Below are 13,633 nucleotides of genomic sequence, written 5' to 3' on the forward strand. Positions count from 1 at the left end.
AATGCCCCGTTAACCAGAAGGGCCGAGTGGAGGTGTTGCGTAGGGGGGGAGTGCGTCAGCACCTTCGGCGTAGCCGAAGTCGCGAGATGTAGAGTTGCTTGCAACTCGGAGGCCGCGATACCCCGTAGCGACACCGGAGCGAGGGAACCCGAAGCGCAGCGTAGGGCCCCTGGTGGGGCAAGAATTTTTGCTTACTTTTTTTTCGACTGAAAAAAGTAAGGCGCCGTAAGGGCGCAAAGGTGATTCAGCGCCACCCTGGCAAATGGATAAGCTCACAGCACTCACAGCACTCACAGCACTCACAGCACTCACAGCACTCACAGCACTCACAGCACTCACAGCTACAGAGCAAAAAAACTTTCCCGACAATCCGAGAAGAACCAAAAAAAAAGCCCGCGGGAGGGCGGGCAAACCGTAGTTTCTTGAATGAGCGAGGGCAATGTACAGGCAGGAACGCAATCGTGGGGTGAAGAAAAATTCATCTCGATCAAAGCCCCCATATCAGCGCTACGACACCGCTACGGCAAATGATCCGCGGCAAAGTCGGCTTCCGACCGTGCACGCAATCGGCCCTTGCGGCAGGCTTGCTGGAACCGTTCGAAATCGTGTTCGTTCTGCTCGGTATAACCCCGAGCATATTGATAGAGCGCGTCGGCCAGTGCCTCGCTCTTGCCGATGTAGCCGCTGATCACCGCCGCGCGCCCGGAAGACTTGGCATGGGCACGAGCCAGGGCCCGGCCGCAGAGCCTGCCATAGGCCGCGAATGCGTCGCCATCGAAGGTCTCGAGTTCGGCGGAGATTTTCATATCGCGCAATTGCCGTACATAGAAATGCCGCCCGCTGGGACCTGTGGTCCAGCCGAGGAACAAGTCGCTGGCCGATTGCATCAATCGCTGGCCCTCGACCACCCGTTGCCCTTCATGCCGCACACGGGACTTGGCCTTCACGTAGCCGGCGAGCACCGAGCGCCGCGCCTCCTTGAACTGCAGGAACAACGGGAACTCCTGATCGTCGGTCAGCAGCGCCACCAGGCAACGGGTGCCGACACTGCCGACGCCCACCACTTTGAACGCCATGTCCTGAACGTGAAAACGCGACACCAGATCACGGCGGTCCGCTTGCAGGGTGCCGCGATAGTCGCGCATGAAGGTGTCGTAGAGCGGACGCCAGTCCGAGAGGCGCAACCAGTCATCATCGGCGTCCAGCAGCGTGGTGTTTTTGTGCAGGTGGAAAATTTCCGGTAGGTCATCGCGAATGATCAGGCGACCATGGGCGTCGCGTTCGCTGATTTTTGGCAGCAGTTCGGCATGGGTGCGACGCTCGGCTTTTTCGATGGCGCGTTGCACATGTTCCAGGGTGCTTTTGTTGGCCTGCGCCAGCAGGTCGTCATAGCTGATCGATTCGTACCAGGTTTCCAGCGAACTTTGTTCGGCGCATTCGAGCATGGTTTTCTGATACGCACCCACGACCTGATGGCAAACCGTCTCTTCAACCGTTTCCCCATGACGCAGATCGTGAGCCGCCACCAGGAAGCTCGCCACCAGACGTTTCAAGTCCCACTCCCAGGGGCCGGGATGGGCTTCGTCGAAGTCGTTGACGCTGAACAACAGGTTGCGCTCAGGCGTTGCGAACCCCCCGAAATTCATCAGGTGGCAATCGCCGCAAATCGGCGAAATCAGCCCCATGTTCGAGGTGCCCGCCAGGTCGTGGGCCTGCAGCAGCGCATTGCCGCGATAGAAGGTGAACGGTGACACCAGCATGCGCCCGTAGCGCAACTCCACCAGCGATTTGACGCGTCCTTCACTCGACGCCTTGATCAGCGGTATCGGGTCGCGGGCGACATTTCCCAAGGAGGCTTGCGAACTGCGCGAGCACTTCTTGCGCGCATCCTTGCCTTGCTTCAAACGGTCGGTGAGTGTGGTCATGGGGACCTATTGGACAGGTGTTGCAGGGCGTTTGCGAATGGAGTGTAGAAGGGCTTTGCGGGTTCATCCGAAGTGTTTGCCCAGCGACTAATCTGTCTGTCAGGCATCGACCCGATGCGACCACCCGGAAACAAGGAGGCCTGTGTATTCACTGCTCATTTCGCTGTTGCTGGCGTTCCTCATCGGCTGGGTGTCTCAGCGCATGGGCATGTGCCTGGTCAATGCCATGGGGCTGCTGCTCAAACGCCGACCGACCCTGTTCGTGTCGCTGGTCAGTTGCGGTTTGTTCGGTCTGTTGCTCGCGCCGGTCTATGCCTTGTCCGGCGTCAGTCAGCCGCTGTTCATCCCTGAGGTTGGCTATCTGTCACTGGTCGGTGGCGGAGTGCTGTTCGGCCTTGCCTCGGTGCTCAACGACGGATGCAGCGTCGGTACTCTCACCAAGCTCGCCAGCGGCAATCTCAATAAGGCCTTCACCATCCTCGGCTGGGTGCTGGGCATCGTGCTGTGGCATCACCTGAACATGCTGACCGAACACCGGGCGCTGCAAATGCCGATGATCACTGGCCGTCATTACTGGCTGGTCATCGGCATCGTGCTGCTGATTCTGCTGTTCCTGATCCGGATTCACGGTGACAAACACCTGGTGCTGTCGAGCCTGCTGCTGGGTGCCCTGACCGGTGCTCTCTACACCTTCGAGCCGCTGTGGACGCCCAGCGTGTTCTTCTACGATCTCTCGCAAATGTTCCGGGGCTCGGGCGACACATCATTGACCACCCAGCGTGTGGCGGTGTTCGCCATGCTGATGCTGGGCATGCTCTGTTACACCTTGCATCGCCGCACGTTCAACTATCAGCGCTTTGCAGCGATGACCGCGGGCAGGCATTTGTTCGCGGGTGTGTTGATGGGGACCGGTGCATCGATGATGTTGGGCGGCAATGACTCGCAGATCCTGTTGGTGTTCCCGACGCTGACCTGGGTGGGGACGGTGCCGTTGGTGTCGATTGTGTTGGGGATCTTGGTGGGGGTTGGGGTGAAGCGGCTGCGTGGTTGAGTGATCGCGGCTTTGAGTTGGAGGATCTCAAACGAGATATTTAGCGTGAATCCAACAGCTTACAAATCCACCCGTTTTACCGTGTGCTTGAAATGATGCTCCCAAAGCCTGACCCCTAACCCGCCGGTCCGGTCCAGCGACGAACCCACCGTCAAATCCGTAATCAGCGTCGGCTGCAAACCCGCATCAAACAGAGCAAACCCCGCCGCCAGGCAGCAGGTTTCGGTCTGCAGACCACACACCAGCACGCGCTCGACGTTCAGGCTTTTCAGGTAGTCGATGGTTTCCGCTGTGGGCGCGTAGCCGTGCTTGATAAAGATGCGGTCGGCGGGGATCAGGCTGTCATCGTCCGGCGCGGGGTGCCAGCCGAGCTGTTTTTCGAAGGGGGTTATGGACTCGTCGTGGCGCTCGACAGTGGCGACACTGGGCAGTGTGCCAATGAGTGCCTTGATGCCGTCGATCAGCCATTGCGGCGGGTTGAAGCTGGGTTGCACATCGATGATCAGGAGGGCTTGATGCATGAGCTTCTCGGAGGTGATGGCCGTGATATGGGCGACAGCGGATGCAAAATATTCCGGATGGTCTCGCAGGCCTCTTGGTGGGCAGGCCAGTTGCAGAGCTTAGTCGTTAGCGATGTTCATATTGCAATCATGCACATAACAACCATTGCGCGACTGCCAATGCGACCCTATCGTCGGATTCTACGTGTCACAACGTGGTTTTGTGAGTTGTGGGCGTACGATGTAATGCACGTTTTCGCGGAATTCCCGGGTGAGTAAACGAAGTGACTGATCGATAAAGCGTTGGAGAAAAATCATGATTCGCAAGCACTACTTGAAAGCCTTGGCAATGCTGCTCATCGCCGCTGGCGTGCAGTGGGTGACACTACCCGTGTACGCGACCGAACAGGGTCAACAACGGCGTGAAGCTCGCGATACCAGGCAGGAAGGGCGCTCCGCTGCCCGGCAAACCAAGGATGACTGTAGAAGGGGCAATGACAAGAGCAACGTAGAATGTCGCCAGGACAAGCGCAGCACCAAGCAGGATACCCGTCGCACAGCGCGGGACATCAAGTACTGATCGTTAGCGTGAGTCATGTTTCAGCCTGGACGAGTATCATCGAAACCCGCTGAGTCGCCGAGCCTTGACTGTTCCTGCTTCAGGCGGTTGCAGGATTTGTGATACAGCCAGAAACAACAAAGCCCGCACTGGGCGGGCTTTGTCAGCTTCGATTGGTGGAGCCGGGGGGAATTGAACCCCCGTCCGCCAGTACTCCGCTGTCGGTACTACATGCGTAGCCGTGTCTATTAAGTTAACCCTCAGCGACCCGACGGGCAGGGTGCTTTGGGCGAGTTGTGTAAGTTTTAGCCGCTTCGTCCACAACGTACTGCACGGCGATTCTGTTCTATATGACAATCACTTTGGGTTTACAGACATCCCCTGATGATTGCTGGACCCGAAGGTACCAGAAGGGAAGGGCTAAGGCTGCTTACGCAGCGAGAGCGTATTCCCCGTAGGTTTCGTCATTGGCAACTATAGGAAGTTGCAACAGTGGATTTACGAGTTCTGTTACCAACTCGGCATGCACCTAAAGTTTCGCAACCGGCGTCGAATCCAAAACGGCCCCGAGCCTGATGCTCTTTGAATCAAGTGAGCAGCAGGCATGCACAGTGTACGTCAATGCGACCCGGAAGGCCAACCCGAAGGTTGGCCACCACAAATTATGGGTTGGGCTCGTTGCTCTGTTTGTCTGCGAGTGCCAATGCCTGGGTGGCCTCGGTGACGCATTTTTTGTCGTCTCCGGAGGCTTGTGAGGCTTCGGCGCTGGACATCAGTCTTTTGATTTCCATTGTGGTGTTTCCGGAGGTTGCCGGCAGCGCATTCACTTTGCCTTTGAGCTCTTGCAGCTTGCTCCTACAAAGGTTGTTGTCCGCAGCAAATACGGGAGAGGCCAACATTGCAGCAGAAATGAACAGACCAGCGAGTGCGCTACGTTTCATGGATATCTCCTGGAGTGGGTGGTCTCGGTGCTGACGTATGAGCGAGCGGTCAGGCCGAGTCCGAAAAACAGCCACGATCGATTGGGCCTATCTAAAAGACTGCGACGCAACGCAAGAATTCGTTTTTTTCAGAAAACGTGTCGACCTTTTTCCAGCGATGCGCACGGTTGCACATTTCCAGATCCCAGATGCAACAAAACCCGCTACTGGCGGGTTTTGGTTTGCTTCATCTCGGACGCAGCCGGGCCTTGAACTCCCGGCTGTCAGTACTCCGTTGTTGATGTGCGCCAACAAGCCCCGGAAGGCCAGCCCGAAGGCTGGCCCTGAGCTGAGAGTTACTTCCCGCCTTTGCTCGCGTTCTTGAGGTCCTGGATGGTTTGGTTGGTCTCGGCGACGCAATCATCAATACCTTGTTTGTTGCCTTTTGCATGGTCGGCTTTGGCTTTCTTGACAGAGTCCGCTACTTGCTCAGCCATTTCGGGAGGAATCTGTGCCTTTGCGTTTTCGATGGTTTTCAGATTGACCGCGCATAGGTCTTTTTCGGCGGCAAACGAGGGGGTGACCAGCATTGAGGCAGTAACGAACAGACCAAACAGTACAGAACGTTTCATGAGTATCTCCTTGAACTGAGTGGCCAGGCATCGCTGACCATCAGGACGGGCTGCCGAGTGTAGGAAAGGTCCCACGATTGCAGGACTTGATCTGTGGACTGCGGTGGCACGTCAGGGTTCTGTTTTTTGCGGTAATGCTGTCGGTTCTGGCAGCAAGCACTAAAAAAGGCGCATGAATGCGCCTTTTGTGGGGTTCTGCTCAGGTCGCCCTAGCCAGGGTAACGCGGTCCACCAGATAGACTAGACCGTGGTAATCAATGCCGCCATGTTGCGTCAGGCCGATCTCACAAGTGCGACTGGTGGAAATCCCCTCGCTGCACTGCTGCACCGCGTCCTTGAGCGTGCGCAGCGAGTGGGCGTTCAACTGCGGCGTGGTGAAGCCCTTGTCGCCAGCGAAGCCGCAGCAGTGAATACCTTCGGGAATGACCACGTTTTTGCTGCACTTGCGCGCCAGGTCGATCAGCGCCTGGCTTTCCCCCAGGTGTTGGGTGCTGCAGGTCACGTGCACGGCGATCGGTGCCTCCTGAGGTGTGAATTCCAGGCGATCCATCAGGTGCGTGCGGATGAAACGCACCGGGTCGTACAGGTCCAGGCGGGCTTCGCCCAGGTCCTGAACCAGGCGCAAGGTGCACGGGCTGGTGTCGCAGTAGATCGGGTCGAGCCCGCCTCGGCTGGCATGCAGCAAGGCGCCAATCAGCTCCTGGCGTTTGTGTTCGGCTTGCTCGGCGTAGCCTTTGGACGCGAACGGTTGACCGCAGCACAGGCTGTCCAGGTTGTCCGGGAAAACCACCTGATAACCGGCCTTTTCCAGCAAGCCTCGGGTCTTGTCGTGCAGTGACATTTGTTCCTTGTCGCCGGCTGCCGGTCCCATGGCCCGTGATACGCACGCGGCCAGGTACACCACCCGCGGGCGCTCATCGGTGATCGCCGGGCTGAAGCGAATCGGCCGTTCAGGCTGGGGCATCGCGTTGGTCCACTGCGGGATTTGTCCTTTGGACAGTTTGCTCACGGATGCGGAAAGCTTTGCCAGTCGCGGCGCTCCCAGCAACAGGCGCGCACCATTGGCGACGTGCAGGGTGAAACGTGCTCCTTGCAGTGCCGTGGCGAAATGTCCTTCAAGCCAGTTGGCGGTTTTGGTATGCGTTGCCTTCCGGCTGCGCAGCTTTTTCACCAGCTCGCCGGTATTGATGCCGACCGGGCAGCGTTGCGCGCACAGGCCGGTGGCGGCACAGGTGTCGATGCCCTGGTATTCGTACGCGGTTTCGAGTTCGGCGGTATTGATGCCGGCGCGTTTTCTCGCCTGAATGTCGCGCCAGATCACAATGCGTTGGCGCGGGCTCAAGGTCAGGCCTTTCGACGGGCAGACCGGTTCGCAGAAGCCGCATTCGATGCACTTGTCCACAATTTCGTCGGCGGCCGGCAATGGCTTGAGGTGCTTGAGGTGGATCTGCGGATCTTCGCTGAGCACCACGTCCGGGTTGAGAATGCAGTGGGGGTCGAGCAGACGCTTGAGTTGCCACATCAACTGGTAGGCATCGCTGCCCCATTCCAGCTCGACGAACGGAGCCATGTTGCGCCCGGTGCCGTGTTCGGCTTTCAGCGAGCCGCCGAACTCCACTGCCACCAGTTGCGCCACGTCGTCCATGAACGCCTGATAGCGTGCGACTTCTTGCGCGTTGTTGAAGCCTTGGGTGAAGACGAAGTGCAGATTGCCTTCCAGCGCGTGTCCGAAAAGGATCGCTTCGTCGTAGTGATGTTTGTCGAACAGCTCGATCAGGCGGTTTACGCCGATGGCCAGTTGTTCGACCGGGAAGGTGACGTCTTCGATGATTACCGTGGTGCCGGTCTTGCGCACGGCGCCGACGGCAGGGAAGGTGTCTTTGCGGATGGCCCAGAGGCGGGCGTTTTCCTGCGGGTCTTCAGTGAAGTCGACCTGCTTTTCCACCGGGAACGGCTGCAGCGACGCCATGATCTGCGCCAGTTGTTCGCGCAGCAAGGTGGTCGACGCGGCGCGGGACTCGATCAGCAAGGCGCAGGCATTGTTCGACAGATGCTGTACGAAAGGCGGCATGCCGGGCTTGTCCTGCACTGAACGCAGGCTGCGTCGGTCCAGCAGTTCCACGGCCGATACCGGTTGGCTTTTCAATACGGTGACTGCATTGCAGCAGGTCTCGACATCCGGGAACACAATCAGGGCCGAGGCCTTGTTCGGGTGGTCGATCACTGTGTCGTAGGTCACCGCACTGATGAACCCGAGCGTGCCCTCGGAGCCCACCAGCAAGTGGCTCAAGATATCCACAGGCTCGTCGAAATCCACCAGGGCATTGAGCGACAGGCCGGTGGTATTTTTCAGACGGTATTTGTGGCGGATTCTCGCAGCCAGTTCGGCATTGGCGCGGGTCTCGCGCCCCAGCGTCGCCAGGCGCTCCAGCAGGGCGGCGTGGCTTTGGCGAAACGCCGCGACGCTGGCGGCGTCTTCAGTGTCGAGACGACTGCCATCGGCCAGCACCAGACGAATGCCGGCCAGGGTGTGATAGGTGTTTTGCGCCGTGCCGCAGCACATGCCGCTGGCATTGTTGGCGACGATGCCGCCGATTTTGCAGGCATTGATCGAGGCCGGGTCCGGGCCGATCTTGCGTCCGAACGGCGCCAGCCAGGCGTTGGCCTGGGCACCGATCACGCCGGGTTGCAGGCGGATTTGCGCGCCTTGGTCGCGGATCTCGCGGCTGTTCCAGTTATCCCCCAGTACGATCAGCACCGAATCGCTGATCGCCTGTCCGGACAAGCTGGTACCGGCGGCGCGGAAGGTCACCGGCACCCGGTCGCGTTGTGCCAGTTGCAGCAGTGCCACCACTTCGTCTTCGGACTCGACGCGGATCACCAGTTGCGGAATCAAACGATAGAAACTGGCATCGGTGCCGAAGGCCAGGGTCGACAGCGGGTCGTCGAAACGTCGCTCTTGAGGAATCAGTTGCCGTACATCATGCAGGAAAGCGGCCGGTAGACTCATTTGTCCTCCAGGATCAACACCACCAGGTCTTTCGGACCGTGGGCGCCGTACGCCAGCACTTGCTCGATGTCGGCGGTTTTCGACGGGCCGGACACCAGCAACGCATTGGTCGGCATGCCCTGCGCCCATTCGAATTCCTGCTGTACCTGATAGAAGTTGTCGCGGATTTCGCTGGCCTTGAGCAGGGCGAAATGCACCGGTGGCGCGAGGCTCATCAAGCGCGGTTCTTCCCGGGTCGGCCAGAGAATCAGGCTGCCGGTTGCCGCGATGGCGCCGAGGGTGCCGGTCAGACTCGCCGGCGTGTCGTTGAACAGTTCGGCTTTCCATTCCTCAACCGGGCGGTCGTAGGCCTTGAGCATCGGCAGGCCAGGATTTTTCGCCCAGTGCTGTGTGATCCGTTGACCGTGGGGCGTGGTTGGTGCGATCAGCAGACTCGGCAACTGGCGGTCTCGCAGCAATTGCGCGAGGAGCCTCGGCCACTCTTCGCCGGACGTCAGATGGATTTCCGTGTGCACCGCTTCCATCAGTTTGCGCAGTTGTGCAATGCGTTGTTCAGGCGCGTAGGTGTAAGGCTGGGTCACCAGGTCGACATCAAAGTTGTCGGCCACCGGTGTGGTGCCTGTCAGACTTTTACGCAGTTTGGCGAGGATATTTTGCTTGGCGCTCATCAGCGGTCTCCCTGTTTGGCCAAGTGCTCGCGGGCCATGTCATGCAGTGAGCGGGCGGCGGGTTTTGGTGCGCTGTGGTTTTGCGTCCAAGGGCCGAGATTGCTCGGTGTGAGGGCACGCAAACGGGTGGCGAAGAGCCCGAACAGGCGATACAGCGTCGGCGAGCTGTTGAGCTTCGCCCAGGCGTTCCAGATGAACCGCTCCTTGCGCGAATACTTGCTGCCCTGGCCTCGCATCACTTGATTGGGGCTGTCCGGGGCCTTGACGTTTTCTTCCCGCAGGCGCCGCAGCAGCGAAGGGATCGGGATTTTCACCGGGCAGACTTCCCCGCAGGCGCCGCACAGCGAAGAAGCGCTCGGGTGATCCGGGACTTTCGCCAGGCCAACCATGTGCGGGGTGACGATTTTTCCGATAGGGCCGGGGTAAACCTCGCCATAGGCATGGCCGCCGATTCGGGTATACACCGGGCAATGATTCATACAGGCGCCACAGCGGATGCAGTTCAGGGTCTGGCGCAATTCGCTGTCGGCAAAGGCCTGGCTGCGACCATTGTCGAGCAGCACAAGGTGCACTTCCTGCGGACCGTCGAGTTCATGGGCCTTGCGCGGGCCGGAGATCATGTTGACGTAAGTGGTGATCGGGATGCCCAGGGCCGAACGGGTCAGCAGCGACAGCAGCGGCACCACATCGCGCAGGTTTTCCACGACTTTTTCGATACCGGTGACGGCAATGTGTACCGGCGGCACAGTGGTGGTCATTCGGCCGTTGCCTTCGTTTTCCACCAGCAGCAGGGTGCCGGTTTCGGCCACTGCGAAGTTGACACCGGAGACGCCGATGTCCGCTTCGAAGAATTTCTGCCGCAAGACCTTGCGACCGATCTGAATGAGTTGGTCAACGTCCTTGGTGTATTCCACCCCAAGTTTGTCGTGGAACAAGGACGCGACCTGACCGGCATTCTTGTGGATCGCCGGCATGATTATGTGTGAAGGCTTCTCGTGGTCGAGCTGGACGATGTATTCCCCCATGTCGGACTCCAGGCATTCAATGCCTTGAGCCTCGAGGAAATGGTTCATCTCCATCTCTTCGCTGACCATCGATTTGCCCTTGATCACTTGCCGCCCCTCGTGAGCGCGGATGATCGAGAGGACGATGCCATTGGCTTCGTCCACCGTTTCCGCCCAGTGCACTGTTACACCGTTGCGGGTCAGGTTCTGTTCCAGTTGCTCGAGCAGCTCGGGCAACTTGGATAACGCACGGGCACGGACTGCATTGCCCAGTGCACGCAAATGTTCTCTTTCGTGGGCATCGCTGAAAGCCGCTGCCCGTTTGCTCATCAGTGAATCCATCGCCTTGCGAAAGTTGTTTCGCAATTGCGCGTCACCCAACGCTTGGTGGGCGCGGGTGCGGAAATCTTCTTCTACGGCAACCGTAGGAATAATCGTGGAAGTGCTCATCGGGCACCTCCGGTACGCTGCCAAAGGAAACTGGCCAGATGCTGGCCGCGCAACGCTTCCTGCTGTTTTTCCAGCGAGCCGTTGATGTTCATCAAACAACCGCAGTCGGCACTCAACACCTTGTGCGCGCCGGACTCCTTCAACGCCCGGGTCTTGTCAGCCACCATCGCGCCGGAAATGTCTGGCATACGGACGCTGAATGTCCCGCCGAAGCCACAACACTCACTTTCGTGATCGTGATTGACCCGCTCCACATTGCTCAACTGCGACAACAATTCACGGCCATGCAGGTGGGTGTTCATTTCACGGCGTGCCGAGCACGAGGTGTGCAGCGCCACTTTTACCGGTTCACCGCTGTCCTTGAGTTGTACCTTGCAGACAAACAACAGGAACTCGGCCAGCTCAAAGGTTCTGGCGGCTAGCGCCTGAACCTGTTTCAACGTCTGTGGCTCGTCCTTGAACAAGTCGGCGTAATGCTCGCGGAGCATGCCCGCGCAGGAGCCCGACGGCACCACCACCGGATAGTCGCCAGCGAACAGCGCCAGTTGCGAGCGCGCCACGGTCCGTGCCTGCTCGGTGTAACCCGAGGTGTAGGCCGGTTGGCCACAGCAGCTTTGCCCTTGCGGGTACTCGACACGAATGCCTTCGCGCTCCAGCAGGTGGATCGCATCCATCCCGGCCTCGGGGTAGAACAGATCGACCACGCAGGTCCCGAACAGGTAGACCCGTGACGGTTTCTCGCTGGGATATTGCCGAGGCTCGGGCAGTGGCGGGGCGACACGGGTCGCATTCGGCACAGCGTTGTAAAAAAGCTCGCTCATCAGGCGTGTCTCTCGGCCGGTTATCCGTCCGCTGAGGCTGCTGAATATAGAGAGAGTTGCTTTCAGCAGCCTTACAGACCGGGTTGTGAATTGCTGACGCCGGAATCACGAACCGGCGTCGGTTATTTCCATGTCGCTTGTCGTCTTAGTGCACCAGCATGCCGGTGAACCAGTAGGCCTGGGCCAGGGTGATCAGGCCGACAATCGTTGCAAAGAATAGGCTGTGCTTGAGGGTGAAGCGGAACAGATCCGATTCCTTGCCCACCAGACCGGTTGCGGCGCAGGCCACGGCGATCGACTGTGGCGAGATCATCTTGCCGGTCACGCCGCCGCTGGTGTTAGCCGCCACCAGCAAGGTGTCGTTGACACCGATCTGGTGTGCGGTGGTCGCTTGCAGCGAACTGAACAGGGCGTTGGACGACGTATCGGAACCGGTGAGGAACACGCCCAGCCAGCCGAGGAACGGCGAGAAGAACGGGAACGCCGCGCCCGTCGCTGCCAGTACCAGGGCCATGGTCGAGGACATGCCCGAGTAGTTGGTCACGAAGGCAAACGCCAGCACCATGCCGATGGACAGGATCGGCCAGCGCAGTTCGTAGAAGGTCTCTTTAAAAGTGGTCAGGCCAGTTTTGAGGTTGATCTTCAGCACTAGCATCGAGATCAGCGCCGAGAAGAAAATCGCCGTGCCGGTGGCGGAAATCGGGTCCAGTTTGAACACTGCCGGAATGGCGGTTGGCGTAGCCACGATTGGCGCGGTCTTGATGACCAGTTGATCCAGGTGCGGGATGGCAAAGTTGAACACAAAGCTGTACATCGAGCCGCCGGCGGCAAACATGGCCTTGAACGGCTTCAGGGTCCAGAGGGTGACCAGTACGGTGAGAATCAGGAATGGCGACCAGGCCTTGAAAATTTCCCCGAGGCTGTAGGGCGATGCCACGGTGGTGCGCTTCTGGCCGAAACCACCGGCGCTGGCGCTCACCACGGAGGCCGAGACGGCGCCGACGATGTGTTGGCCGGCGGCGCGTTTCGGTTGCCAGACTTTCAGGAACAGGGTCAGGGCAATCAGGCTGGCCAGGGCCGAGGTGATGTCCGGCAGTTCCGGGCCGATGAAGTTCGAGGTGAAGTACTGGGTCAGGGCAAAGCTCAAGCCGGCCACCAGGGCTGCCGGCCAGGTTTCCCGCACGCCGCGCAGGCCATCCATCATGAACACCAGCCAGAACGGCACGAACATCGACAGCAGCGGCAGTTGGCGACCGGTCATGGCGCCGATCTTGAAAGCGTCGATGCCGGTCACTTGCCCGGCGACAATGATCGGGATGCCCAGGGCGCCGAAGGCAACCGGTGCGGTGTTTGCGATCAGGCACAAGCCGGCGGCGTACAGCGGGTTGAAACCCAGTCCTACCAGCAGGGCCGCGGTAATCGCCACCGGTGCACCAAAGCCGGCGGCTCCTTCGAGGAAGGCGCCGAAGCAGAAACCAATCAGCAGGACCTGCAGGCGCTGGTCATCGGTGATCGACAGCACCGAGCTGCGGATAACTTCAAACTGGCCGCTCTTGACCGTCAGTTTGTAGAGGAACACCGCTGCCACAATGATCCAGGCAATCGGCCACAGGCCATAGGCGAAGCCATACCCGGCGGCGGCGAACGCCATATCGACCGGCATCTGGAAGGCGAAGATCGCTACCAGAATCGACAAAGCCAGGGTGATACTGCCGGCGACATGCCCTTTGAGGCGGAACACGGCCAAAGCCAGGAAGAAAAATACGATGGGGATAACGGCTGCGAGTGCGGACAGGCCGAGGCTGCCGAGCGGGGTATAGAGCTGTTGCCAGGTTTGCATATGGGGTGGCCCCTAATTGTTGTTGGTCAGGCACTGATCAGCGTTCTTGGATAATTGGTAAGACCAATTTACAATCGCTGTTGGCTAGGGTAAAAGCCTTGTAGGCGGTGTGTCAATTTGCCGCCCTAAAACTTTTGTCTTATGCAAAGTGCGCAGGCCGTCTGACTGGTATGACCAAATGCGCTGTGGCAGGTGCTGGCGCGGCGCCGATAGGCCAGAATAGAGCCCCGGCGAACCGTCGGATCGTGGAGAA

Annotated in this window: 11 protein-coding genes and 1 other RNA gene; 2 read left to right on the forward strand and 10 right to left on the reverse strand. The window is 59.3% G+C overall.

Annotated elements, in window-relative coordinates; genetic code table 11:
• Positions 1 to 518: 518 nt before the first annotated feature.
• A complete protein-coding gene (locus CAF65_RS24615) occupies positions 519 to 1,925 on the reverse strand; it encodes a DUF2252 domain-containing protein (RefSeq protein ID WP_085718613.1) in 1,407 nt (468 codons plus the stop codon).
• A gap of 142 nt (positions 1,926 to 2,067) precedes the next feature.
• On the opposite strand from CAF65_RS24615, the gene CAF65_RS24620 reads away from it, so the two are divergent.
• Positions 2,068 to 2,976, forward strand: a complete 909-nt coding sequence (locus CAF65_RS24620) for a YeeE/YedE thiosulfate transporter family protein (protein ID WP_085718614.1) — start codon at positions 2,068 to 2,070, stop codon at positions 2,974 to 2,976.
• A gap of 59 nt (positions 2,977 to 3,035) precedes the next feature.
• Here the strand turns inward: CAF65_RS24620 and CAF65_RS24625 are convergent, their stop codons facing one another.
• Positions 3,036 to 3,497 (reverse strand): cysteine hydrolase family protein, encoded by a 462-nt coding sequence (locus CAF65_RS24625; RefSeq protein WP_085718615.1) that lies wholly within the window; start codon positions 3,495 to 3,497, stop codon positions 3,036 to 3,038.
• A gap of 295 nt (positions 3,498 to 3,792) precedes the next feature.
• On the opposite strand from CAF65_RS24625, the gene CAF65_RS24635 reads away from it, so the two are divergent.
• Positions 3,793 to 4,056 carry a hypothetical protein gene (locus tag CAF65_RS24635; RefSeq protein ID WP_085718617.1) on the forward strand — a complete coding sequence of 88 codons (264 nt, stop codon included), beginning with the start codon at positions 3,793 to 3,795 and terminating at the stop codon, positions 4,054 to 4,056.
• A gap of 153 nt (positions 4,057 to 4,209) precedes the next feature.
• On the opposite strand, the gene ssrA is transcribed toward CAF65_RS24635, so the two are convergent.
• From ssrA to CAF65_RS24675, 8 genes are all read right to left on the reverse strand, one after another.
• Positions 4,210 to 4,603: a transfer-messenger RNA gene (gene ssrA, locus CAF65_RS24640) on the reverse strand.
• Between the two features lie 94 nt (positions 4,604 to 4,697).
• Positions 4,698 to 4,976, reverse strand: coding sequence for a hypothetical protein (locus CAF65_RS24645; RefSeq protein WP_085718618.1), 279 nt, complete (start codon positions 4,974 to 4,976; stop codon positions 4,698 to 4,700).
• A gap of 335 nt (positions 4,977 to 5,311) precedes the next feature.
• Positions 5,312 to 5,587: a hypothetical protein gene (locus tag CAF65_RS24650; protein ID WP_085718619.1), complete on the reverse strand. Its 276-nt coding sequence runs from the start codon at positions 5,585 to 5,587 to the stop codon at positions 5,312 to 5,314.
• 199 nt (positions 5,588 to 5,786) lie between these two features.
• Positions 5,787 to 8,597 carry an FAD-binding and (Fe-S)-binding domain-containing protein gene (locus CAF65_RS24655; RefSeq protein WP_085718620.1) on the reverse strand — a complete coding sequence of 937 codons (2,811 nt, stop codon included), beginning with the start codon at positions 8,595 to 8,597 and terminating at the stop codon, positions 5,787 to 5,789.
• Positions 8,594 to 9,265, reverse strand: a complete 672-nt coding sequence (locus CAF65_RS24660; protein ID WP_085718621.1) for a lactate utilization protein — start codon at positions 9,263 to 9,265, stop codon at positions 8,594 to 8,596. Before CAF65_RS24660 ends, CAF65_RS24655 begins: the two co-directional genes overlap by 4 nt.
• Positions 9,265 to 10,719, reverse strand: coding sequence for a LutB/LldF family L-lactate oxidation iron-sulfur protein (locus tag CAF65_RS24665; RefSeq protein WP_085718622.1), 1,455 nt, complete (start codon positions 10,717 to 10,719; stop codon positions 9,265 to 9,267). Before CAF65_RS24665 ends, CAF65_RS24660 begins: the two co-directional genes overlap by 1 nt.
• On the reverse strand, positions 10,716 to 11,540 hold the full coding sequence (locus CAF65_RS24670) for a (Fe-S)-binding protein (RefSeq protein ID WP_085718623.1): 825 nt from the start codon (positions 11,538 to 11,540) through the stop codon (positions 10,716 to 10,718). The genes CAF65_RS24665 and CAF65_RS24670 overlap by 4 nt, the downstream gene beginning before the upstream one ends.
• 145 nt (positions 11,541 to 11,685) lie before the next feature.
• Positions 11,686 to 13,380, reverse strand: a complete 1,695-nt coding sequence (locus CAF65_RS24675; protein WP_085718624.1) for a lactate permease LctP family transporter — start codon at positions 13,378 to 13,380, stop codon at positions 11,686 to 11,688.
• Positions 13,381 to 13,633 lie beyond the last annotated feature (253 nt).

Source organism: Pseudomonas sp. B28(2017) (genome assembly GCF_002113025.1).
Lineage (GTDB): Bacteria > Pseudomonadota > Gammaproteobacteria > Pseudomonadales > Pseudomonadaceae > Aquipseudomonas.